The sequence below is a fragment of the Janthinobacterium woesei genome, assembly GCF_051380875.1.
Taxonomy (GTDB): domain Bacteria; phylum Pseudomonadota; class Gammaproteobacteria; order Burkholderiales; family Burkholderiaceae_D; genus Janthinobacterium.
The window spans coordinates 90,225-112,702 of the sequence record NZ_JBNYXW010000011.1 but is presented as its reverse complement, the minus strand read 5'-3'; the positions used below and the strand labels follow the sequence as shown (position 1 = coordinate 112,702).

Sequence of the window (22,478 nt, the reverse complement as noted above, 5' to 3'; positions counted from 1 at the left end):
GCGACAGGAATGCGTCAAACTTATTTGCGCGAGCCCAGCAGTTTCGACAAGCCATAACCAGCCGCCACTGCCACCAGCAAAGATACGGCCGGGCGTTCCCGCACATAGCCACGGCCCGTTTCGCCGGCGCGCTGGCAGGCGGCGCCCAATTGCTTGCCGCGCACCATCAGGCGTTCGGACGCTTTCGCCACGGTATCGCTGACCTGGTCGACGCGATCGCCCACCTGGTCCACGCCATCGTGGGCGCGCATTGCCACCTTGTCGACCATCGGCTGTGCCTGGTCAGCGACCCTGTCGATGGAGCTGTGAAAATCTGTGCGGGTATCCTGAGCCGTGCCGTTCACGTCGGAGCTGGCTTTTTCAAAAGCGTTCATGATGGTTTCCTTTAATAGTGAATAAAATCCAAGCATGTTCGATAGCGTGACCGAATCATGACTCTCCTCGCTTCCGGGAAAAAGAAGCGGCTAAACGCTGCCGGACTGAGCCATATCAAACGTTGGATCAGCAGCAAGCTGTTGTCACCACCTTAACCCCGTAGGCCACGCGCCACCGTGCGCTGCCGCACCTTGAAAAGCAGACTTAAATTCCTGTCGGAAATAACAATCCCCGCCGGCCTGATGGGGCGGGCGGGGATAGGGTTCACTACGCAACGGCAGCCTGGCATCAAGCGCCTTGCTTCTCCAGCAGGCGACGGAGCACGATACCGTCCAGGCCGTGCAAGCTCACCTGGTGCGGCATGTCACGTCAATGGGCGAGCGGCGCGCTGGACGCGATCGCCGCTTGTCGGCTCAAGGAACAAGACACCTCCTGCGTATCGATTCCAGCCTCAATACAAAACGTTCTTTGCCTCCGGCAAATCGACGTTGGCCTTGGTCACCAGGACCACGCCGGTGTTGACGAACGGTGCCACCTTCTTGCCCTCGATGACGCTGATCAGCGTCTTCACGCCCAGTGCGCCCATCGAATAGGAACCCTGCACCGCAGTCGCGTACAGGGTGCCGTCCTTGACGAAGTTCTTCAGATCCTCGTTGCCATCAAAACCGACGCCGACCACCTTGCCCGACTTGCCGGACTGCGCCAGCGCGCGGCCCATGCCCACGGCCGTCGGCTCGTTGGCGCCGAAGATGCCCTTCAGGTCGGGGTTGGAGGCCAGCACGTCGGTGGTCTGGTTCAGTGCCGTGGCCATCTGCGACTGCGAATAATAGGTGCCGACGATCTGCAACTGCGAATTCTTGGCGATGTATTTCTTGAAGCCGCCCACGCGCCCGGTCTCTGAACCGGCGCCAGCCACGTAGGACATCACGGCGATCTTGCCAGTGGTGCCAATCTTGCCGATCAGCGCCTTGGCGCTTGCCTCGCCCGCAGCCTCGTTATCGGTCGACAGGAAGGACTGGTAGTACTTCTTGCCGCTGTCCGACACCATCGAATCGATCAGCACCACGGGGATCTTGGCTTCCCATGCCTTCTTCAGCGCCGGCACCAGTGCGTCCGGGTCGGAGGCCGCCAGCACGATGCCGGCCACCTTGCGGGTGACTGCGTTCTCCACCATGCTGACCTGGTCGGCAATGGCCGACTCCGAGGCCGGGCCCTGGAAAGTCATGCTATAGCCCTTGGCGTCGGCGGCGCTGGCGGCGGCGCCTTTCTGCACGTTTTGCCAGTAATTCGAATTGGTAGTCTTGACGATCACCGCGATCTCGGGCGCAGCCAGCGCAGCGCCCGTCGACAGGGCAAGCGCCGTTGCCAGCAGGCCGAGCGACATGGTTTTGATGGTTTTCATTGTCATCCTCTTTTATTAATTATAGGGTTGGATAAAACGGGAGCTGCCTGGACTACTTTTGCCTTGCTACTTCAGTTGCGGTTGCGCTTCTGATCGATCCAGACGGTCATCAGGATGACCAGTCCGATAATAATTTGCTGGATGAAGCTCGATACACCGTTCATGTTCAGGCCATTGCGCAAGATGCCGATCACGAACGAGCCGATCACCGTGCCGGAAATACTGCCGATGCCGCCGATCAGCGAGGTGCCGCCGATCACCGCGCTGGCGATCGCATCGAGCTCGTACATCACGCCTTCGTTCGGCTGCGCCGTCACCAGGCGCGACATCAGCACGCAGCCCGTCAGGCCAGACAGCGCACCCGAGATCACATACACCATCAGCGTCACGCGATTCACCTTCACGCCGGACAGGCGCGCCGCCTCGGCGTTCGAGCCGACTGCGTAGATGTGGCGGCCAAAGGTGGTCCGGCTCAGCATCACCGAGACCACGATCGCCAGCACGAACATCAGCACCACCGGATACGGAATACCGGGGAAGATCACTTCGGGGAAAGTGCCGCCGTTGTCGGCCTCGATGCGGAACAGCACACCGTTGCCCAACACGCCGAAGTCTTCGCCCAGGCCAGAGATGGCGCGCGCGCCGGTGATCTGCAGCGCCACCCCACGCGCAATCAGCATCATGCCCAGCGTGGCGATGAACGGTGGCAGCCGTAAATGGGTGATGCAAAAGCCATTGATGGCGCCGCAGATGGCGCCGGTCAATACCCCGCCCAGCATTGCCGGCGCCACTGGCACGCCGGCCTTCACCAGCAGCGCTGCGGCCACGCCGGACAGGGCCAGCACCGAGCCGGAGCTGAGGTCGATGCCGCCGGTGATGATGACGCAGGTGGCGGCGATACCGAGGATGCCGATCGAAGTCACCTGCAGCGCCACGCTCATGCCGTTGCTGACAGAGAAGAAGGCGCTGCTGGTGAGCGAAAACACCAGCAGCAGGATCGACAGGCTGCCCAGCGCCGCGAACTTCTGGATCATGTCCTTGTTCATGCGCAAGCGTGGCTTGCCGGCAGTGGCGGCGCCGGCCGGCGGCAGCGGCGACTGGCTGTTCGCCACGCTCTGGCTGCCGGCGGTCATATCGAGTGGTCCGTTCATACTATGCTCCCCGCACCGCTGCCAGAGGCCAGGTGCATGATTTGTTCTTGAGTGGTATCGCGCGTATTGACGATGCCGGTGATTTTCCCGCCGTGGAACACGGCGACGCGGTCGGTCATGCCCATGATCTCGGGCAGCTCGGAGGTGATCAGCACCACCCCGATGCCTTCCGAGGCCAGCTTGTCCATCAACTGGTAAATGGCGAACTTGGCGCCGACGTCGATGCCCCGCGTGGGTTCGTCGAAAAAGATGATCTTCGAATCGCGGAACAGCCATTTGCTGATGACGATCTTTTGCTGGTTGCCGCCCGAGAGGTTCTTGGCGACCTGCTTCGACGATGGCGTCTTGATGCCGAGCGCCTCGATGTAGCGCTTCGATACCGCTTCTTCACGCGCGAAGTCGATGAAGCCGAAGCGGTTCGACACCGCCGCCATATTGGTCAGGGTCAGGTTGGCCGCAACCGACATGCGGATCGCCAGCCCGTGCTGCTTGCGGTCCTCCGACAGGTAGGCGATGCCGTGGCCGATGGCGTCGATGGGCGACTTGATGCTGACCTCCTCGCGGCCCAGGAAAATGGCACCACCGGCAACCGGATCGGCGCCGAAAATGGCGCGTGCCACCTCGGTGCGGCCGGCCCCCATCAAGCCCGAAAAGCCGAGGATCTCGCCGCGCCGCAGGTCGAAGCTGACTGGCCCGAAGACGCCCGGACGCACCAGCTCCTTCACCGTCAGCAACGCCTCCGTGGTCGGCACCGAGGTGCGCTCCGGGAATTTTTCATCGAGCGTGCGGCCCACCATTTTCGCCACGATGGTATCGAGCGAAATATTGGCAAAGTCGTCGGTACAGACGAACTTCCCGTCGCGCATGACGGTCACGCGATCGATGATGTGCTTCAATTCGTCGAGCCGGTGCGAGATGTACACCACGCTGACGCCATTGCGCTTGAGGTCATTGATGATCTCGAACAGCTGCGAGGTTTCGCTCTCGGTCAGCGATGACGTCGGCTCGTCCATGATCAGCACTTCGGTGTTCAGCGACAGGGCCTTGGCGATTTCCACCATCTGCTGCTGGGCGCACGACAGGGACTTGACCAGCTGGTTCGGATCGATGCGCAGCTTCAGCCTGTCCAGCAGTGCCTGCGCGTCGGCGCGCATTTTCGTGCGATGCACGAAGATACCGCGCTTGGGCTCGCGCGCCAGGAAAATATTCTCCGCCACCGTCAGGTGCGGCACCAGGTTCAGTTCCTGGTGGATGATGGCGATGCCGGCCGCCTCCGCATCGACACTGCTGATGAAGCGGCAAGGCTTGCCCTTGTAGATGACCTCGCCCTCGTCGGCCTGGTAGACGCCGCTCATCACCTTCATCAGCGTCGATTTCCCCGCGCCGTTTTCGCCGCACAGCGCGTGGGCCTCGCCGCGGCGCAAGCTGAAGCTGACGCGGTCCAGTGCCAGCACGCCCGGAAAGCGTTTGCTTACATTGTTCAATGTGAGTATTTCCGGCGGCGGGCCATTTGCAAGGCGGCCGCCGGTGTCGAGAACGCTAACGCTCTGCATATGTCTCCTCCAAGAACTGGGTAACTGATCTGCCGGCGGCGATGTCTGTGCATCGTGATGTCACCGGCGTGTGACAATCAGCTTAAGATAAATAAAGTACAGCCAGTGAGGCCGCTGATTCAACCATCAATCAACTCCGCGCTCCAGGCGTGCACCGTCTGGCGCTGTTCGCCCAGGCCACTGATGCCCAGCCGCATGGTGTCGCCCGGCTTCAAGTAAACCGGCCCCGGCTTCTGCCCCATGCCGACGCCCGGCGGCGTGCCGGTGCTGATGATGTCGCCCGGGTTCAGCGTCATGAAGCGGCTGATATAGCTGACCAGGTTCGCCACGCCGAACACCATGGTGCTGGTGCTGCCATCCTGTACCCGGCGGCCATTCACCTCCAGCCACAGCTTCAGGTTCTGCGGGTCCGGCACCTCGTCAGCCGTCACCAGCCATGGGCCGATCGGCCCGAACGTATCGCAGCCCTTGCCCTTGTCCCACGTGCCGCCGCGCTCAAGCTGGTACTCGCGCTCGGACAGGTCGTTTACCACGCAATAGCCAGCCACGTAATCGAGCGCCTCGGCTTCCGGCACATAACGCGCCCGGGTACCGATCACCACGCCCAGTTCGACTTCCCAGTCGCTCTTGCGCGAATCCTTCGGCAGCACCACTGCGTCCTCGGCGCCGATCACGGCGCTGATGGCCTTCATGAACAGCACCGGCTCCGGTGGCACCGGCATGCCCGATTCGGCCGCGTGGTCGGCGTAATTGAGGCCGACGCAAATGAATTTTCCGATGCCGGCATACGGTGGCGCGATGCGCCCCGGCCGCGCCACGACCGGCAGGCTGTTGATGTCGAGCGCGGCCAGCGTCGCCAGGCCATCGCGGCCCAGCGTGGCGGCGCTGATATCAGGCAGCACGCCAGACAGGTCGCGCAATTGGCCGTCAGCGTCGATCAGGGCAGGTTTTTCCGAGCCTTTGGCTCCATGGCGCATCAGTTTCATGTTGTCTCTTTCTTGTTGTGAGGTTGAATTGAGTTGAGCGCTTCAGGTGGTCCAGCCGCCGTCGATCACATGCGCCATCCCGGTAGTAAAACCGGATTCGTCCGAGGCCAGGTACACAGCCAGTGCGGCGATTTCTTCGGCGCGGCCGACGCGGCCCATCGGCTGGCGGGCCACGAAGGCTGCTTCGACGGCAGCTACGCTGCTGCCGCTGTCGCGCGCCTGTGCCTCGATGCGCTGCTTGAGAGAGGGCGACTCGATGGTGCCGGGACAGATCGCGTTGCAGCGAATGCCACGCGTGACAAAATCGGCCGCGACCGACTTCGTCATGCCAATCACCGCTGCTTTCGAGGCACCGTAGACAAAGCGGTTCGGTGCGCCCTTGATGCTGGAGGCGACCGAGGACATGTTGATGATCGAGCCGCCGCCCTTGCCCAGCATGCCGGGCAGGAAGGCGCGCATCATGCGGTACATCGAGCGGGCGTTCAAGTTGAAGGACGATTCCCATGCAGCCTCGTCGCATTCGAGGATGGTGCCGCCATCGACATAACCGGCGCAGTTGAACAGCACGTCGATCGGGCCGATGCTGCCGGCCAGGGCCAGGATCGCTGCGGCATCGGTGACATCGAGCCGGCTGGTGCGGCAGTTTTCCAGCGCGGCCAATTGCGCCAGCTGGGCCCCGTTGATATCGGTGGCGATCACGCGCGCGCCTTCGCGCAGGAAGGCCTCCACGGTAGCGCGGCCTATGCCCTGCCCGGCCGCCGTCACCAGCGCTGTCTTGCCTTTTAATCTGTCCGTCATATTCGCCTCCTCCAGTGTGGGCGCGCCGCTTATTTTTTGCGCTGCCGAATGACAGTTCAATCCATATGAAACACGTTTTCCATCATTGCCCAGTGCTCGCCGGCCTGGCGCGATTCGAATGGCCGTTGGCACGGCACGCAAACACGCCACCAGCGCTGCGTCTCGGGATCGGCCGCGATCAGTGCCATGTCGGCGGCGAAGTCCTGGCCGTGATACTCCCAATAGCCAAATAGCAGGTTTTCCGGCTCGCGCAGGAAAATCGTATAGTTGCGCACCTGCGCCTGATGCAGCCGTTCCAGCACCTGCGGCCAGACCGCGGCGTGCAGCGCCTTGTATTCTTCGATATGCGTAGGTTCGATACCGATCACCATGCCCATTCTTTGCATTGCCGCTCCGTTTTGATTCAGTCGAGATGGTAAAAACGTATCGCATTCAAGCCAAGGACCTGCGCCCGTTCCTGCTCGCTCAAGCCACCGATCAGGCGCGCGCTCGCCTCGATCCAGCCGGCATAATCACTCGCCAGATTGACCACCGGCCAGTCACTGCCCCAGATCACCCGCCCTGGTCCAAACGCCTCCAGCACGACACTGGCATACGGCTGCAAATCGGCCAGCGTCCATCCCAGCCCTGCCTCGGTGACCATGCCCGACAGCTTGCAATACACCTGCGGCAGCGCCGCCAGTTGCCGCAGATCCGCCGCCCAGGACGCATGCTCTCCGCTCGCGATCGGCGGTTTTGCGGCGTGATCAATCACGATCCGCAGCGCAGGATAGCGCTGCGCAAAAGCCAGCAAAGCCGGCAAATGGCGCGGCAACACCAGTGCATCAAAAGAAAGGCCGCAGAGCAGCATCGCCTCAATTGCCGGCTTCAGTGCCGGATCGTCGATCCAGCGCTCGTCGTCGAGATCCTGCAGCATCGGCCGCAATCCCTTCAACTTCGAATCTTCCGCCAACGATGCGATCTGCCACGCGGCGTCGGCCGCCTTCAGATCCACCCAGCCAACCACGCCCAGCACAAACGGCGATGCCTTCGCTGCATGAAGCAGAAATTCGGTATCGGCCACACTGGGCATTGACTGCACCAGAACCGTGCCGTCGATGCCATGCGCGGCCAACTGCGGCACCAGGTCTTGCGGCAGGAAATCACGGTATATCGCTGTCAATTCCGCAGGCGGCCAGCTGCCGGCGCGTTCGGCCAGACGCCAGAAATGCTGATGGGCGTCGATGCGCTTCATGGAGACGGCACCGGAGCGCGTTCATCGACCAGGCCGCGCAGCTTGAGCGCCTGCCACAATTCGGCCGGAATCGGCTGCTCAAACCACGCCGCGTTCTGGCGCAGCTGCGCCAGGTCCTGGCCACCGGGTATGCACGACACCACGGCCGGATGCGCCATCGGGAACTGCAGGGCCGCCGCCTGCAGCGGCACGCCAAATTCTGCGCAGGCCTGCTGCAACTGGCCAACGCGCTGCATGATTTCCTGTGGTGCATCGGCATAATTGAACTTGCCATTGCCGGCCAGGACGCCGGAATTAAAGGGTCCGCCGATTACAATCGCATGGCCCTGCCGCTCGCAGGCCTCCAGCAACGGCGATAACGATGCCTGCTCAAGCAAGGTGTAGCGCCCGGCCAGCAGGGTGCAGTCGAGGTCGCATTCCTGCATCGCTTCGTACACCACCTGTGCCTCGTTGACGCCTAATCCAATGGCTTTCACCTGGCCGCTGCGGCGCAACTCGTCCAGCGCGCGAAAGCCGCCACCCTTGGTCAATTGCTGCCAGTAGTGCTCATGCAGATTGCCGTGCGTGGCGCGGCCGATATCGTGTACGAGCAGGATGTCGATATACGCCAGGCCGAGACGCTGCAGACTATCCTGGTGCGAACGCATGATGGCGTCAAAGCTGTAGTCGAAATGCGGCCGGAACGGCAGCGGCGCAGCCCATCCATCATCGTCGGGCTGCACGCTGGCGTCGGCTTGCATCAGGCGTCCGACCTTGCTGCTGATGACGAACTGCGCGCGCGGCCGGTCGCGCAGCGCCTCCCCAAGCCGGTGCTCGGACAGGCTGTAGCCATAGAACGGCGCGGTGTCAAAATAGCGCAGGCCAAGCTCCCATGCGCCATCGATAGCGGCCCGCGCGTCTGCCGCGCTGCAGGCTTGATACAGGCCGCCGATCGGCGCGCAGCCCATGCCCAGCCGGGTCAGCGGCAGGCCGCTGCGCGGCAGCGGCGCGGTGTCGGTCACGTTCATCGCATCTTCTCCGCTCAGGCTGCGCGCAGTGGGAAACAGCCCGGCCCGAGCGCGTCAAATTGTTTATACGTCAGCACGAATTCCTGGTGTCCCAGGTCTTCCGAGCGGCTCAATTCACCGTTTGCCACGCGCAGCACGGCGTCGACAATCTCGGCGCCCACCTCTTCCAGGCTGGCCTCGCCGGTGAGTATCTTGCCGGCGTTGATGTCCATGTCGTCAGCCAGGCGTTCAAAGGTTTGCGGATTGGCGCACACCTTGATCACCGGCGAGATGGCAGAGCCGACCACCGAGCCGCGGCCGGTGGTAAACAAGGTGATATGGGCACCGCAGGAAATGAGTTCGACAATTTCCGCATTGTCCGATACGTTTGGAAAGCCGAAGCGCGGCTCGCCATCTGGCACCACGTCGAGCAGATACAGGCCGCCGCCAGCCGGCTGGTCGCCCGGCTTCAGAATGCCGACGATCGGCGACGATCCGCTCTTGGCGTAGGCGCCAAGCGACTTTTCTTCCTGCGTGGTCAGGCCGCCGTCGGCGTTCCCCGGCGAGAAGCTGCCGTGTCCCATGATGGTGTAATACCTGGCGGCCTTGGCCACGGTTTCGACGATGGCGTCGCCCAGGCCGGGGCTGATGGCGCGCCGCTGCATGTGGTACTCACAGCCCACGAGTTCCCCGGTCTCTTCGAAGATGCAGGGGCAGCCGGCGTCGATCAAGGTGTCGAAGGCCACGCCGACGGCCGGATTGGCGGTAATCCCGCTGGTGCTGTCGGAGCCGCCGCAGATGGTGGCAATCACCAGTTCGCCCAGCGCCATCGGCACGCGCACCTGCTGCGCCAGGTGCTCCAGCGCCCAGCCTATCCATTCGACGCCGCTCTTCACACTGGGGCGCGTGCCGCTGTTTTCCTGGATCGTGATGGTATGCACGGGGCGGTCGCTATCGGCCACCGCCGTGCTCAAGCCGTATTTATTGAAACCTTCGCAACCCAGCGACACCAGTAGCACGGCACCGACGTTCGGATGCGTCAGCAGGCGGCGCATCACCTGGTCCGCATATTCATTCGGGAAGCAGCCCGTAAAGCCGATCAGGTGCACGGCCTGCCCAGGGAAGGCGTTGACCATCTGGCGCGCCACGTGGTGCGCGCATTCGACCATATAGGCCACCACCACGATGTTGCGGATGCCCTTGCGGCCATCGGCGCGCAGGTAGCCGGAAAGCTGCGGGAATGTATCGGGAGCGTTCATTTGGCGCCGTCCTTTTCCAGGAAATGCTGGCCGTCCTGGCCCAGGGTGAAAGTCGGGATGTAGTCGCTTTCGAGGTTGTGGGTGTGGATATGTTCGCCGATGGCGATTGGCTGCGTGACGCTGCCGATAATGGCGCCATAGCGCAGCACCTTGTCGCCCACGGCCAGCCGATAGCGCGCCAGCTTGTGGCCGATGGCGATGTCCTGCAACAGCAAGATGGGAACCTCGTCGATCAGCACCCGTTCGCCTTTTTTCAGGGCGGTGCGGGCGATCACGCAATTGTCCTCGGCGGACATCAGCAACACGTCTGAAACCTGGATGTTCAGCATGGCGCCCCCTCCCGATGGAAGGCGGCAGAGGGCTTCAGCCCTGGGCCTGCGCCTTTTCGCGCACGCCGATCGATTGCAGCATGGTGCGGCGCGATGAAGTGAGATGCTCCTGCATGCAAGCCAGCGCCTTGGGCACATCGTGCGCGGCGAGTGCGCGCAAAATCGCCAGATGCTCCTGCAGCGCATACTTGTTGCGCCCCATTTCCTCGCCCTTGTCCCACTGGTAGTGATAGTGGAAGACGAAAGAAACGATGTCGTAGAAGCCCTGCGCGAAGCGGTTGTTCAACAGGCCGATCAGGAAGGTATGAAATTCGCGGTCCAGCGCAGGAAATGCGCTGTGGCGGGTATCGATCTTCGCTTCCAGCTTCTCGTGCTGGACGATCAGCCGGGCCAGTTCCTTGTAGGCCGGATCGTTGTGCGGCAGCGTCGCAAACTGCTCCACCGCAGCCAGTTCGAACATGCGCCGCATATCGGCCAGCTCGGTCGCGAACGAGCGGTCGAAGGCGCACAGCCGCCAGCCGCCGCGCGGCTTCTTTTCGATCAGGCCGAAGCGCGAAAAGCCGATCAGGAACTCGCGCACGCTGACGGTACTGGCACCGGCCTCGCGCGCCAGTTCCGCCTCCGAGAACTCGGCCCCGGGTGGCATGTCGCGCTGGTACACGCGCTCCATCAGCACCTGCTGGATCCGTTCCGCACCGGACTGCAGTTCGGCTATGTCGAAGTAGTCGCCGGGAATCGGCTTCCTGAGCAGGCGCCGCTCGGCCAGGCTGGCGATCAGGCGCCGCGTGTTCAGGTAGGCGATCGCGCTGCGGACGGCGGTGCGGCTGCCCTGGCAGATCGTGGTCAGATACTGCTCCGTGGGCAGCATCTCTCCCACCGCCACATTCTCGGCCAGGAATTGCAGCAGCAGATTGGTGCACCGCTTGAATACGGTCGCTGGTTTGGACATGGGGTTCGGCAGCCGCTGTAAAAGAAGCGCAAGGGAGTGTTAGTCGAGTTGTCATTTTAGTCGATATCAAAGCTGAATATCCATCAGAGTTTGTGCCATGGCCGATTGCGGGACGATGGCGCCGGCATGGGCCACCACCGCCGCCGCCAGCCCCCCGCCGAGCTTTGCCGCCGCCTCTGGCGCGTGACCAACCCAGCGTGCGGCCAGGTAGCCGGCGTTGAAACTGTCACCTGCCGCCGTCGTGTCGACCGCCGTCACCGGCGTCGCCGCCACCTCCAGCACCGGCAAGCCAGCCCCGCCCAGCAGGCAGCCCTGCGCGCCCATCTTGATCACCACTTCAGCCTCACCAGCGCGCAGCACCCTGGCCAGCGTGGCCGCCGGGTCGGCATCGCCGTGCAGCAGCGCCTCGTCGTCGGCGCTGAGCAGGGCATGGCTGCTAATCTTCAGAGCTTGCGCCAGCCAATGGCGGGCGACATCGGCCTGCCACAACGCCGGGCGGTAATTGCTGTCCAGTACCACCCAGCCGCCCTGCGCCCGCACCCTGGCGGCCAGTTCCAGCAGGGCGGCGCGGCGCGGGTCATCAAGGATCGCCAGCGTAATTCCGGTCAGCAGCAGCGCGCCGCAGGTGGGCAGTGCTGCGTACAAGCGCTCCAGGTGCACCGCGCCCAGCATCGAGCGCGCCGCAGACTGCTCGCGCCAGTAGCGAAAACGGCGCTCGCCGCCCTCATCGGTCTCGATCAGGTACAGGCCGGGCAACTGGCCGGGCAAGGTATCAAGCAAGCGATCGTCGATGCCGTGGCCGCGCATCTGGGCACGGATACTGCCGCTCATGGCGTCGTCGCCAAGCGCGCTGACATAGGCCACCGTCAGCGCCGGTAGCAGGCGTTTCAGGTAGACGGCCGTGTTATAGGTGTCGCCGGCGGCGCTCGTGTGAAGGACGTTCTCGCCGCCCTGGCGCAGCTCCAGCATGCATTCACCGATCGACCAGAATTGCATATCGTGGTTCATGCAGCCACTCCTTCCATGGCGGCCCGCAGACGGCGTTGTGGCAGGCCCAGTCCCAGTTGTTCGGCGAGAGCGAGCAGCGGGCCAAAACGGCGTTGCTTCTTCTGCCCGTGATTCTGCGCAATATCAGCCAGGCGATGCGCCAGGAAGGGATTGTTGAAACGGTCGCGCACCTGCTGCAGATAGTCGCAGCTGGCCTGTGCCTCGCCCAGGGCGGCGAACAGCGGCAGCACCTCTTCCGCCCACACCGATTCCAGCGGTTCCCGCATGGAGGGATCGGCCATCGCCTGCAGCACCGTCAGGTCATCGGGTCCACCTGCTGCCAGCCATTGCTCGGCCAGGAAGGTATGGCCGAGGTTGAGCAAGAACAGCTTGCGCCGCTCGTAAAGTTCGAGGCTGTCGGTCACCACCAGTTGCGGATGGCGGCATGGCAGCAGCATGCCCGGCTGCGCCTCGATGGCCCACAAGGCATAGGGTTCGGCGACCGCACCGATCGGATCGAGTGGTTCGGAAACGATGCGGTCGACCAGCGAATTGACCCACACGCAGCCCTCGGCCAGCCATGCCACGAACGCGGACGCCAGTTTCCAGGCGCGCGCCAGTTGCAGTACCAGTTCGCGCAGCACCGTGCCATTGTTGGCCACCAGCTCGCACGGGAAGATCGAGATCGGCGCAGCACCGCACAGGAAGCGGCCATGCAGCAGCACCAGCAGCTTGGCCGGGAAGCTTTGCGGCGCGACGTCGCCATCGAGCAGCCCCGCATGGTCTTCTGGCGACAAGGCATAGCCGGCGTCACCGGTGTTCGACAAGATCACCTGTACGCCGCTGGCGACCTCGGCCCGGATGCGCGGCCAGTCGCGGTTCGTTTGCAAGGCCTGCGTCACCGACACCACGCGCCGCTCCTGGTCAACCGCGGCGCCGTCCTGCCATCCCCGGATACGTACAGGAAAACCACCCGGCTGCCTGAAAGCATCGATCCGGCGCGCGCTCTGAGGGTTGTCCGTGTTTTGCACGATCGTGACCGTACCCAGGGCGGTACCGCTTTCCAGCGCCTCGCTGATAAACAGGTCGGCATGCGCTTGCAGGAAGCGGCTGGTGCCAAATTGGAGGATGGGGTTGAGCACGGGATTGAGCATGCGTCAGAGCTCGACAATCGCCTTGATCACGCCGGCCGACGGCTCCATCCACAGCGGCAGCACCGTCGTGAATTCATCCAGCGTGGTGCGGTGGGTATTGAGTAGCGCGGTCGGCACCAGGCCGGCCTTCATTGCCGCCACCACTTCCTCGAAATCGGCTGCAGTGGCGTTGCGGCTGCCGAGCAGGCTGGTTTCGCGCTTGTGGAATTCAGGGTCGGAGAACGACAGGGTATCGCGCACGATCGACACCAGCACGTAGGTGCCGCCGTGGGCGACAAATTCCAGGCCGCGCTCCATGGCCTTGATATTGCCGGTAGCGTCGAACACGATGTCGAAGAACTCGTCGTCGCTGTAGGCGGCCAGCTGGTCCTTGTCCTGCGGGCCGGTTTGCACCGTGCGCTCGATGCCGAAGGCGTCGCGGCAGAATTGCAGCCGATCCTGGCGGGCATCGAGCACCGTCACCCTGGCGCCTTTCAGTTTGGCAAACAGCATGACCGCCATGCCGATCGGACCGGCTCCCACCACCAGCACATTGTCTCCGGCTTGAACTGAGCCACGCGTGACCGCATGGGCGCCGATGGCGAGAAATTCGATCATCGCCGCGTCGTCCAGCGAAATGCCCTCGGTCTTGAACACGAAACGCTCCGGCAGCGCCAGGTACTCGCACATGCCGCCGTCGCGGTGCACGCCCAGCACCTCGATTCGGGTACAGCAATTGGTCTTGCCCTTGCGGCAGGCGATGCAGGTGCCGCAGGACAGATAGGGCATCACGTACACCTGGTCACCGGCGGCCAGCGCCGATCCATCCGGGGCCGATACCACCTGGCCAGACAGTTCATGACCCATCACGCGTGGATAGCTGAGAAAAGGCTGGGTGCCGCGAAAGATGTGCATGTCGGTGCCGCAAATGCCGATGCGGCGGATGCGTACCAGCACCTCGCCAGCCTCCGGCACGGGAATCGGCCGCTGCTCCATGCGCAGCGTGCCGGGCGTATCACATACGACACTTTTCATCATTAGCTGTCTCCTACCACGGTTTTTATATTGATTATTATATTTAACGTACAATCTGTACCGCTAAAAAATACCATCTCGATACGGCATCTTTCATATCCTGACCACACAACAGTGTGACTGCAAGGCCTAACGTCACCGAAATCATGCCGGCAAGGAGTGGTTTTCTCCACAACACTGCCTGCGTGGAGCGCTAGCAAATCGGCAGCTTAAAGCCTGCTCACATGGTTTTATAAATATACCGTACAAAAAAATGAAGGTCAACGCATTATTTCAAAAATTGATACGACTCGATTCTGCCTGCGTTTTGCAGTGAATTAACACACGACCATGCTCATCTGAGGGCGCCGAAGATCGCCGCAAAGCAGGGCTGGCTGCACGCATCATTTTCTCTCTGCCAATCGATACATGATGGTGCGCCAGCAGGCACAGTTAATTTCCTGGCCAGCGCTGTTTGATCAACGCCATCTGCTCGACGAAGGCCCTTGCACGCTGCGTCACTGCCTGGTAGTCGCCGTTTGCCGCCGGACCGGTCAGACTACTGCCGATGCCGACCGCCAGCGCGCCATTTTCGAACCAGGCGGCCAGGTTATCCACGCTGACGCCCCCAGTCGGCATCAATGGCGCCTGCGGCAGCGGCGCACGCAGCGCCTTGATATACGCAGGCCCGAACACTTCTGCCGGGAAGACCTTGATGATGTCCGCCCCCGCTTCTAGCGCCGTGACGATCTCGGTCGGCGTCATCACGCCGGGCATCGACAATACCTGGTAGCGCTGGCACAGGCGAATGGTGTCCACATTGACACTGGGCGAAATAATGAACTGGGCACCTGCCAGGATCGCCTGGCGCGCCGTTTCGGGGTCGAGCACGGTGCCGGCACCGAGCATCACTTCGGCACCATGCCGTTGGCGCAGCGTCCTGATCACGTCGAGCGTATCGGGCGTGGTGAATGCCACCTCCAGCGCCGTGATGCCGCCGGCAATACACGCTTCGGCCATTTGCAATGCCGCGTCAGCCGTGCCGGCGCGGACAATCGCCACCATACGTCGCTCAAGGATACCTTGAAAAATTGCGTGTTTCAACATGGGATTTCCGTTCTTTGAAGTAGTCAAACGTGGCTGCCGAAGCGCACCTCGGGCAAGCCGCACACATCAGCAAGGCGCGTATGGAACCAGCCACCAGCGCAGCGTGGCTGGCCCGAGGCCAGCGTTTCTACCACTCAGCGAAACTGCCATCCTTGTGTCGCCAGACCGGATTGCGCCAGCGGTGGCCGACAGCGGCGCGTTCCTTGACATACTCTTCGTTGATTTCGATGCCCAGGCCCGGTCCCTGCGGGATGGTCACGTAGCCCTTGTCGTAGGCAAATACCTCCGGATTTTTCACATAGTCGAGCAAGTCGTTGCTCTCGTTGTAGTGGATACCCAGGCTTTGCTCCTGGATGAAAGCGTTATACGACACCGCGTCCACTTGCAGGCAGGCAGCCAGGGCAATCGGCCCCAGCGGGCAATGCAATGCCACCGCCACGTCATAGGCTTCTGCCATGGTGGCGATCTTGCGGGTTTCGGTAATGCCGCCGGCGTGGGAAACGTCGGGCTGGATGATGTCGATATAACCTTCGCTCAGGATACGCTTGAAATCCCAGCGCGAATACAGCCGTTCGCCCAGTGCGAGTGGCGTGGTGCTCAGCGAGGCCAGCTCCTTCAACGCTTCATAGTTTTCGCTGAGCACCGGTTCTTCGATGAACATCAGCTTGTACTGTTCCAGTTCCTTGATCAGGATCTTTGCCATCGGCTTGTGCACCCGGCCGTGAAAATCGACGCCGATGCCGACATGCGGGCCGACGGCTTCACGCACCGCAGCGACGTTGGCCAATGTCGCTTCCACTTTTGCATAAGAATCGACGAACTGCAGTTCCTCGGTACCGTTCATTTTTACTGCGCTAAAGCCGCGCGCCACGGCATCCTTGGCCGCCGCAGCCGTATCGGCTGGGCGATCGCCGCCGATCCAGGAATACATGCGGATACTGTCGCGTACCGGGCCGCCCAGCAACTGGCTGACCGAGACGCCCAGTGCCTTGCCCTTGATATCCCACAGCGCCTGGTCGATGCCAGCCAAGGCACTCATGTGGATGGCGCCGCCGCGATAAAAGCCGCCGCGGTACAACACCGTCCAGTGGTCTTCGATATTGCGCGGATCCTTGCCGATCAGATAGTCGGCCAGCTCTTCAACGGCTGCAGCGACGGTGTGGGCGCGGCCTTCGACGACAGGCTCTCCCCAGCCAACCACACCTTCATCGGTCTCTATCTTCAAAAAACACCAGCGCGGGGGCACGATGTAAGTTGTCAACTTGGTGATCTTCATTGCTGCGTTCTCCTTGGTCGTGACGTCGGCTCAATGCCGCACCATTTTGCATGATTTCTGCTTAACTTCTATTACTCGGCATTCATATCGGCAACACGCGTCAGCAGACCGGCCGCCAGCGCCAGCTGCCACAAGCCGCGTTCGGTCGCTTGCGCCGCCACTTCGATCTGTTCAATGCCATAGGCTCTGAGGGCACGCATGTAACGCTCGCACAAGGCGGCATCACCAATCAGTATGACGCGCGGAAACTGTTGGCCTTGCCCCAGCTGCAAGGCTTTCAAAGCTGCAATTTCATGGCCGATCAACAGCCCTGACAGATATTCGCGCTGGCCAGCGCCATCGAGTACGCCGGTCAAGCCCAGCGTGCGTGTGCTGAAGATGGTCGACAGCACGCCAGCATGTCCGGCCGGTGTTTGCGCCACCAGGACGCCACGGTCGAATGCGAAATGATCATCACTGCCGCTATCGCCCGCTTGCATGCCGCGCCCAAGAATGGAGTGCGCGCATAACAAGGCATACAGTTCGCCAGTCATGAAGGTGCTGAAATGCGTAATGTGGCTCTGCATGTCACTGTCCTGCCTGCGTATCCCTACCCATTTTGAATGGGTGCCAGGCAGGCCGATCAGGACCTCGTCCAGTTCCGTGCGCGAGCTGTCCTGATCGGTATCGAACATGCTAAGCGCACCGATCACTTGCGTTTCTTCGCCACGCATCACATTGGGCAGTGCGGAGTTCTGGATCAGTCCAGGCACGATATGCACGATTTTCCCAGTGCGGGTGCGTACCGTGTTGAGCGTGCTGCCAATCTGGCCGAGCGTAATCGGTATCGACAGATAGGGTGTTTCACGCCAGCCCTCTCGGCTGCCGACCATGCCGGCCGCGATCACGGGGGCGTCCGGCGCGGCACGCAGCCAATCACCGCAAGCCTGTTCAAAGGCAAGCTCAAAGCCCGTCTTGTCATCGGCACCGTCGGCACCATCGGCACCGGACTCTTTCGCCGGCGCGACGTCTGGCAGGCGCATTATGCCCCATGGCAAGGAACGCAATTCCAATACCTGACCATCCACGCCGAGGCGATAAGCCCGCAACGACGAGGTCCCCCAGTCGAGTGCGATTAGCTGTGTTTGACACTGCATCTGATTCATGGGCATGTTCGGAAAGGTTTCCGCAGGAAGGATTTTGACGTAGTCTAGGTGAAGCTACAGGGACTGTCAATATATGATATTGAATACCAATATATGGGATTTTTTAACATAAATTAGCTACTTTTTCGCCGATTCGCGTTGAAACGGGTATCCTATGCCGATTTCCCCATATGGATTCTCATGATGCCCAAGCCCCCCAACTCGACTGCCGCGCATCAAAATAATGCTGCCCCTACTGGCACACAGACACTGACGCGCGGGTTGGCGGTACTGCAAGCGGTCGCTGGCGGTGCGCGTGAGCTAATGGATATTTCGCGGGCAGTCGGCACCACGCGCAGCACGACGCACCGGCTGGCGAGTTGCCTGGTGCAGGAGCGCTATCTGCGCTTTACGCCAAATGCCGGCTATGTGCTGGGGCCGAAGTTGATTGAGCTGGGTTTTCAGGCGCGCGAAGAGGTCTCGCTGGTGGTCGCTGCACGCCCCTACCTGAAGCAATTGGCAGAGCAGTCGGGAGACACCATTCATTTGGCCTTGCGCGATACGGACGATGTGCTTTACCTGGACAAGATTCCAGGAAAAAGAGGCCTGGAAATGCGTTCAAGAGTCGGTCATCGGATGCCGCTCGCAACCACCGGCGTCGGCAAGGCATTGATGCTGGAAATGCCAGAGACTGATTGGGAGTATTTTTACCAGAAGGCCAATGCGGCAACGAGCGCTGGCACTGCCAAGCTGGTGCCAAAGCATAGCTGGACCGAGTTTCGCGACCGGATGCGTCAATATGCGCAGGGTGGCTATGCATTCGACCTGGAAGACAATGAGCCGTCGATTCGCTGCGTATCGGCGCCAATATACGATGCCGGTCAAACCCTTGTGGCTGCGGTCAGCGTTTCCAGTACCGTACCCTACATGTCGCTCAAGCGCATGCAATCGTTGATTGAGACCGTCAAGCAGGCGGCCATGGATATCTCTGCCGAACTAGGCGCGACTGCCGCCACGAAGGGCGTTGGCGCAAACGGCAAGTGAGCGCAGCCATCGGCAAGTCCAGCAGATTCAGGCGCCGCTAAGCGGCGCGAGGGCCCACTTGGCGTCAGCATAAGCGAGCTCGGCGAACAGATCGAACTCGACCAGTGGCACAGGATGCCCAAACAGGTAACCCTGGAAGGCCTTGCAGCCCAGGCTGAACAGGTAGGCGCGTTGCGCATCCGATTCGACGCCTTCGGCGATCGCCTCGATCCCCATATTGCGTGCCAGCGTGAGGATGGTCTTGATGATTGCGGCATCATCCGGGCTGGTCAGGATGTCGCGCACGAAGGAGCGGTCGATCTTCAACTCGCAAATGGGCAAGCGCTTGAGATAGGTCAACGAGGAATAGCCGGTGCCAAAGTCGTCGAGCGAGATGCCCACGCCCTTGGCCTTGAGCGCTTCCATCTTGGCGATGGTCTGGACGACGTCGTCGAGCAGCAGGCTCTCGGTCAGTTCCAGCTTGAGCTTGCGCGGATCAGCACCGCTCGCTGCCAGCACGGCGAGCACGCGCTCGACAAAGTCCACCTGGCGGAATTGGCGCGGGCTGACGTTGATGGCGAGACAAAAAGACGCCGTCGCCGGCCGCGCCGCCCACGCAACAAGCTGGGCGCAGGCCGTTTCCAGCACCCAGTGGCCCAGTGGCAGGATCAGGCCAGACTCTTCCGTGGCCGCAATGAATTCGACCGGCGGCACCATTCCGCGCTGCGGGTGGTGCCAACGTAGCAGCGCTTCGGCGCCCACCAGGCAACTGGCGCCGTCGACCTGGGGCTGATAATAGAGCTGAAACTGGCCCTGCTGCAAAGCAATGCGCAGATCATTATCGAGGTTGGTGCGAGCCGATACCACGGCCTGCATGGTAGGGTCGAAAAAGCACAGGGTATTGCGGCCAGCCGCCTTGGACTGATACATGGCAAGGTCGGTCTGCTTAAGCAGGGCTTCCACGTCTTCGCCTTGTCCAAGGAACAAAGTGATGCCGATGCTCGCAGTACAGGCGTGCTGGAACTGATCGAGCACATACGGCAGCATCATCTGCTCGAGGATTTTCTCGCCCACCAGCCGGGCATGTTTGGCCGCCGCGAACGGGTCGTTGTCCATCCCTTCGAGCATGACGATAAATTCATCACCACCCAGGCGGGCTACCGTGTCGCTCTCGCGTACGCAGGTGCAAAAGCGCTGCGCCGCCTGCTGCAGCAGCAGGTCGCCCATATTGTGGCCGAGCGTATCGTTAAGATCCTTGAAGTTATCCAGGTCGATGAACAATAAGGCGCCGTGCAAGCCCGTGCGCATCGATGCGGCAAGCGCATGCTGCAGACGTTCCATCAGGCAACGCCGGTTTGGCAAGCCGGTCAGGAAGTCATACAAGGCGAGGTTGCGGATTTCCTCTTCCGCTGCCTTGCGCGCGGTAATATCGGTCAGCGCACACACATAGTGCGAGACGTTGCCGTTCGCGTTTCTGACGGCTGTGACCACCAGCGATTCCGGATAAGACTCGCCATTCTTGCGGCGGTTCCAGATTTCGCCGTGCCAGCTCCCCTCCTCCTCGATCGTCTGCCAGATCGCGGCACTAAATGTCGCGTTGTGGCGGGACGGGTCGAGCAGCAGCAACTCGCGGCCGGCCACATCCCTGGCGGCAAAGCCGGTAATGTCGGTGAAGGCACGGTTGCTGCGCAAGACCAGGTGCGCGGCATCCGTGATCACCATGCCCTCCTGCGATTCAAAGGCAGCCGCAGCCACGCGCAAATCGGCTTCGACCCGCTTGGTTTCGCGCAAGTACAGCACGACCGCGAATGCAGCAACGATCAAGGTGCCTCCCATCACTGCGACCAGGACGAACAGCCAGAGACGTTGCGTGTGCAGACGCGTCAGGTCGTCGAGCGGACGCGGCACGTACACGCTGATGGCGTCGCCCGCGAGGTCCTTGGTGCCCAGAACGACTGGCATATCATCGGCTCCCAGCCGCATCGCACCGGGTAGCTCCCGTTCGCCCCAGGGGGTGATAGCCAGCGGCTCGAAGCTGCTGCGCAAGTAGTGCCGCACGCGGCTCTCGATAGTCATGGCGGCGACCGTGGCCCCCGGGAGGGTGCGAAATGCGTAGCGCTTGTCCGGCGAAAACACGATGACACCGTTGGCGTCCACCAGGAAGGCCGTGGTTTGGCGGGTCCAGGGCGACAAGGTCTGCAGATTGCGCTTGACCACGGCTGCACCCAGGAAGCGGCCCTGTTCGATCAAAGGATACGCATAGAACAAGCCGGCGACCTTGCTGACGCGCCCTACCGCATATTGATGGCCAGGCCCACCAGCGCGCGCCTGCAGAAAGTAATCGCGGTCAGCATAGTTGATGCCGACGAAACTCTCGGGCTTGCCAGCATTGCTGGCGGCGATGCTGTCCCCAGCGGCATTGACAACCCAGATCGCGTCTGCATTGAAACTGGAGGCGGCGAACGCCAGCGCGCTGTTAAGCTCATCGAGTTCGCGGTCGCGCGTCCACACCTGCTTGCGTTCGGCTGGCGCGAGTGCCGACGCGGTGGCGTCGGGGCCAAAGCGGCGCAGGATGCGGCGCGTCGTGCCGTCGTGCACCATCACCTTCGGGATGCCCTTGAGCAATTGCAGGCTATCCTCGATATTTGCTGCGATGCCCTCAGCCTGCTGGCGGGCTAGTTGTGTTTCCTGCTGCACGATATCGTCGGCGAGCCGGCGGTGGAAATAATCGACACTGATGGTTGCAATCACGGCCCACAACACAATGAGCAGGCCAATCAGCCGGTACGAGCGCTGAAAGGAAAACAATTTATGTTTGCCGACATAGGTCGCGACAATGGTACCGATGATAATGACGCTGGTAGCGGTCAGGACGATGGCGGCAAGAAAGGTCGGACTGATCTGCGAGTCGACCATCTTGCTGTCGCCGTCGCGCACGAAGTAGGCGGCCGCCATGGCCGTGTAGTGCATGCCGGCCACTGCCAATCCCATCACGCCGGCGCATAGCGCCGGCCAGGCCTGCAGCCGGAATTTCATCCACAGGGCGAGCGCTGCCAGCAGCACCGCCACCACGATCGACAGCAGGAATAGCTTCAAATCGTAGCGAATGATGCCATCGAGGTTCATGGCGGCCATGCCAGAATAGTGCATGGCGCCGATGCCTGCACCTAGCAGGAGGGCGCCCACGCCCAGGCGCAATGGACTGATCTGGCGGTGGCTGATCACGTTCAACGCCAGCGTGCAGGCCAGCATGGCTGGAATGGTGGAGAAGAAGGTGAGCCGGTAGTCATAACTCCTGGTGCAGGGCAATGTGAAGGCCAGCATGCCGACAAAATGCATCGCCCAGATACCCAGGCCCAGGCACAGGCCTCCGACGACTAGCCACAAGCGCCGGTGACTCTTTGTTGCCACAACGTGGCGGGAAACGAGCAGCGCGGCGTAGGATGCGAACATGGCGACGACGAGCGACAGCGTGACGAGTACCGGGTCGTACAGGCCTGTATAGAGCAGGCTGCTGTCGGGGGCCGCAACGACAAGATGTAGAAATTCAAGCAATGTAGTGTCCAGAGAAGGTAATGCAAAAAGCCTAGCCAAGGAACATTATCAGTACGAAATTGCTATTCGGGTGTCGCCCGACGAAAAGTGTTCGTTTTTTAATTACTCATCAAATAATAGCAAGAAACATTCTTAAAAGAATTTTCTTGTTTAAGGTGGCCTCTTTCTTTGATTCGCATTGCTGGACCCGCTTCGATAAGCTTACCGCAGAAGCAAGATAGTTTCCATATTGCAATA

20 protein-coding genes are annotated in these 22,478 nt (G+C 61.6%); 1 reads left to right on the top strand and 19 read right to left on the bottom strand.

The window, feature by feature from the left end:
- Positions 1 to 20: 20 nt before the first annotated feature.
- The 18 genes from ACQ4W6_RS14525 to ACQ4W6_RS14440 form a co-directional block, all read right to left on the bottom strand.
- Entirely contained in the window at positions 21 to 374 is a 354-nt protein-coding gene (locus ACQ4W6_RS14525) for a hypothetical protein (protein ID WP_436567883.1), read from the bottom strand.
- 452 nt (positions 375 to 826) lie between these two features.
- Positions 827 to 1,759, bottom strand: coding sequence for an ABC transporter substrate-binding protein (locus ACQ4W6_RS14520; protein WP_436567993.1), 933 nt, complete (start codon positions 1,757 to 1,759; stop codon positions 827 to 829).
- 89 nt (positions 1,760 to 1,848) lie between these two features.
- Entirely contained in the window at positions 1,849 to 2,823 is a 975-nt protein-coding gene (locus ACQ4W6_RS14515; protein ID WP_436567992.1) for an ABC transporter permease, read from the bottom strand.
- Between the two features lie 101 nt (positions 2,824 to 2,924).
- Positions 2,925 to 4,481: a sugar ABC transporter ATP-binding protein gene (locus ACQ4W6_RS14510; RefSeq protein ID WP_436567882.1), complete on the bottom strand. Its 1,557-nt coding sequence runs from the start codon at positions 4,479 to 4,481 to the stop codon at positions 2,925 to 2,927.
- Positions 4,482 to 4,600: 119 nt separating this feature from the next.
- On the bottom strand, positions 4,601 to 5,467 hold the full coding sequence (locus tag ACQ4W6_RS14505) for a fumarylacetoacetate hydrolase family protein (protein ID WP_436567881.1): 867 nt from the start codon (positions 5,465 to 5,467) through the stop codon (positions 4,601 to 4,603).
- A 42-nt stretch (positions 5,468 to 5,509) separates the two neighbouring features.
- Positions 5,510 to 6,265: an SDR family oxidoreductase gene (locus tag ACQ4W6_RS14500; RefSeq protein WP_436567880.1), complete on the bottom strand. Its 756-nt coding sequence runs from the start codon at positions 6,263 to 6,265 to the stop codon at positions 5,510 to 5,512.
- A gap of 56 nt (positions 6,266 to 6,321) precedes the next feature.
- Positions 6,322 to 6,651 carry an L-rhamnose mutarotase gene (locus ACQ4W6_RS14495; RefSeq protein ID WP_436567879.1) on the bottom strand — a complete coding sequence of 110 codons (330 nt, stop codon included), beginning with the start codon at positions 6,649 to 6,651 and terminating at the stop codon, positions 6,322 to 6,324.
- A gap of 17 nt (positions 6,652 to 6,668) precedes the next feature.
- A complete protein-coding gene (locus ACQ4W6_RS14490; protein WP_436567878.1) occupies positions 6,669 to 7,499 on the bottom strand; it encodes an amidohydrolase family protein in 831 nt (276 codons plus the stop codon).
- Positions 7,496 to 8,506 (bottom strand): aldo/keto reductase, encoded by a 1,011-nt coding sequence (locus ACQ4W6_RS14485; RefSeq protein WP_436567877.1) that lies wholly within the window; start codon positions 8,504 to 8,506, stop codon positions 7,496 to 7,498. The genes ACQ4W6_RS14490 and ACQ4W6_RS14485 overlap by 4 nt, the downstream gene beginning before the upstream one ends.
- Positions 8,507 to 8,520: 14 nt before the next feature.
- Positions 8,521 to 9,744, bottom strand: coding sequence for a UxaA family hydrolase (locus ACQ4W6_RS14480; protein ID WP_436567876.1), 1,224 nt, complete (start codon positions 9,742 to 9,744; stop codon positions 8,521 to 8,523).
- Positions 9,741 to 10,073, bottom strand: a complete 333-nt coding sequence (locus tag ACQ4W6_RS14475; protein WP_436567875.1) for a UxaA family hydrolase — start codon at positions 10,071 to 10,073, stop codon at positions 9,741 to 9,743. Before ACQ4W6_RS14475 ends, ACQ4W6_RS14480 begins: the two co-directional genes overlap by 4 nt.
- A 34-nt stretch (positions 10,074 to 10,107) precedes the next feature.
- Positions 10,108 to 11,022 (bottom strand): GntR family transcriptional regulator, encoded by a 915-nt coding sequence (locus ACQ4W6_RS14470; protein WP_436567874.1) that lies wholly within the window; start codon positions 11,020 to 11,022, stop codon positions 10,108 to 10,110.
- A gap of 66 nt (positions 11,023 to 11,088) precedes the next feature.
- Positions 11,089 to 12,030, bottom strand: coding sequence for a sugar kinase (locus tag ACQ4W6_RS14465; RefSeq protein ID WP_436567873.1), 942 nt, complete (start codon positions 12,028 to 12,030; stop codon positions 11,089 to 11,091).
- Complete coding sequence (locus ACQ4W6_RS14460) at positions 12,027 to 13,163, bottom strand: mannitol dehydrogenase family protein (RefSeq protein ID WP_436567872.1); 1,137 nt, start codon at positions 13,161 to 13,163, stop codon at positions 12,027 to 12,029. Before ACQ4W6_RS14460 ends, ACQ4W6_RS14465 begins: the two co-directional genes overlap by 4 nt.
- Positions 13,164 to 13,166: 3 nt before the next feature.
- Positions 13,167 to 14,177, bottom strand: a complete 1,011-nt coding sequence (locus tag ACQ4W6_RS14455) for a zinc-binding alcohol dehydrogenase family protein (RefSeq protein WP_436567991.1) — start codon at positions 14,175 to 14,177, stop codon at positions 13,167 to 13,169.
- 432 nt (positions 14,178 to 14,609) lie between these two features.
- The gene (locus ACQ4W6_RS14450) at positions 14,610 to 15,263 is read right to left on the bottom strand and encodes a bifunctional 2-keto-4-hydroxyglutarate aldolase/2-keto-3-deoxy-6-phosphogluconate aldolase (RefSeq protein WP_436567871.1); all 654 of its coding nucleotides are present in this window, start codon (positions 15,261 to 15,263) and stop codon (positions 14,610 to 14,612) included.
- 127 nt (positions 15,264 to 15,390) lie between these two features.
- Complete coding sequence (dgoD, locus tag ACQ4W6_RS14445; protein ID WP_436567870.1) at positions 15,391 to 16,539, bottom strand: galactonate dehydratase; 1,149 nt, start codon at positions 16,537 to 16,539, stop codon at positions 15,391 to 15,393.
- Positions 16,540 to 16,610: 71 nt separating this feature from the next.
- On the bottom strand, positions 16,611 to 17,684 hold the full coding sequence (locus ACQ4W6_RS14440; protein ID WP_436567869.1) for a 2-dehydro-3-deoxygalactonokinase: 1,074 nt from the start codon (positions 17,682 to 17,684) through the stop codon (positions 16,611 to 16,613).
- Between the two features lie 180 nt (positions 17,685 to 17,864).
- Between ACQ4W6_RS14440 and ACQ4W6_RS14435 the strand changes: the two genes are divergently transcribed.
- Positions 17,865 to 18,707, top strand: coding sequence for an IclR family transcriptional regulator (locus ACQ4W6_RS14435; protein WP_436567868.1), 843 nt, complete (start codon positions 17,865 to 17,867; stop codon positions 18,705 to 18,707).
- Positions 18,708 to 18,734: 27 nt separating this feature from the next.
- On the opposite strand, the gene ACQ4W6_RS14430 is transcribed toward ACQ4W6_RS14435, so the two are convergent.
- Positions 18,735 to 22,241, bottom strand: coding sequence for a bifunctional diguanylate cyclase/phosphodiesterase (locus tag ACQ4W6_RS14430; protein WP_436567867.1), 3,507 nt, complete (start codon positions 22,239 to 22,241; stop codon positions 18,735 to 18,737).
- Positions 22,242 to 22,478: the final 237 nt, after the last annotated feature.

What these genes read in the sequence shown, in the direction of transcription:
- ACQ4W6_RS14525 (WP_436567883.1), bottom strand. Translation starts at nt 374, where the DNA reads ATGAACGCTTTTGAAAAAGCCAGCTCCGACGTGAACGGCACGGCTCAG.
- ACQ4W6_RS14520 (WP_436567993.1), bottom strand. Translation starts at nt 1,759, where the DNA reads ATGTCGCTCGGCCTGCTGGCAACGGCGCTTGCCCTGTCGACGGGCGCT.
- ACQ4W6_RS14515 (WP_436567992.1), bottom strand. Translation starts at nt 2,823, where the DNA reads ATGAACAAGGACATGATCCAGAAGTTCGCGGCGCTGGGCAGCCTGTCG.
- ACQ4W6_RS14510 (WP_436567882.1), bottom strand. Translation starts at nt 4,481, where the DNA reads ATGCAGAGCGTTAGCGTTCTCGACACCGGCGGCCGCCTTGCAAATGGC.
- ACQ4W6_RS14505 (WP_436567881.1), bottom strand. Translation starts at nt 5,467, where the DNA reads ATGAAACTGATGCGCCATGGAGCCAAAGGCTCGGAAAAACCTGCCCTG.
- ACQ4W6_RS14500 (WP_436567880.1), bottom strand. Translation starts at nt 6,265, where the DNA reads ATGACGGACAGATTAAAAGGCAAGACAGCGCTGGTGACGGCGGCCGGG.
- ACQ4W6_RS14495 (WP_436567879.1), bottom strand. Translation starts at nt 6,651, where the DNA reads ATGCAAAGAATGGGCATGGTGATCGGTATCGAACCTACGCATATCGAA.
- ACQ4W6_RS14490 (WP_436567878.1), bottom strand. Translation starts at nt 7,499, where the DNA reads ATGAAGCGCATCGACGCCCATCAGCATTTCTGGCGTCTGGCCGAACGC.
- ACQ4W6_RS14485 (WP_436567877.1), bottom strand. Translation starts at nt 8,506, where the DNA reads ATGAACGTGACCGACACCGCGCCGCTGCCGCGCAGCGGCCTGCCGCTG.
- ACQ4W6_RS14480 (WP_436567876.1), bottom strand. Translation starts at nt 9,744, where the DNA reads ATGAACGCTCCCGATACATTCCCGCAGCTTTCCGGCTACCTGCGCGCC.
- ACQ4W6_RS14475 (WP_436567875.1), bottom strand. Translation starts at nt 10,073, where the DNA reads ATGCTGAACATCCAGGTTTCAGACGTGTTGCTGATGTCCGCCGAGGAC.
- ACQ4W6_RS14470 (WP_436567874.1), bottom strand. Translation starts at nt 11,022, where the DNA reads ATGTCCAAACCAGCGACCGTATTCAAGCGGTGCACCAATCTGCTGCTG.
- ACQ4W6_RS14465 (WP_436567873.1), bottom strand. Translation starts at nt 12,030, where the DNA reads ATGAACCACGATATGCAATTCTGGTCGATCGGTGAATGCATGCTGGAG.
- ACQ4W6_RS14460 (WP_436567872.1), bottom strand. Translation starts at nt 13,163, where the DNA reads ATGCTCAATCCCGTGCTCAACCCCATCCTCCAATTTGGCACCAGCCGC.
- ACQ4W6_RS14455 (WP_436567991.1), bottom strand. Translation starts at nt 14,177, where the DNA reads ATGAAAAGTGTCGTATGTGATACGCCCGGCACGCTGCGCATGGAGCAG.
- ACQ4W6_RS14450 (WP_436567871.1), bottom strand. Translation starts at nt 15,263, where the DNA reads ATGTTGAAACACGCAATTTTTCAAGGTATCCTTGAGCGACGTATGGTG.
- dgoD (WP_436567870.1), bottom strand. Translation starts at nt 16,539, where the DNA reads ATGAAGATCACCAAGTTGACAACTTACATCGTGCCCCCGCGCTGGTGT.
- ACQ4W6_RS14440 (WP_436567869.1), bottom strand. Translation starts at nt 17,684, where the DNA reads ATGAATCAGATGCAGTGTCAAACACAGCTAATCGCACTCGACTGGGGG.
- ACQ4W6_RS14435 (WP_436567868.1), top strand. Translation starts at nt 17,865, where the DNA reads ATGATGCCCAAGCCCCCCAACTCGACTGCCGCGCATCAAAATAATGCT.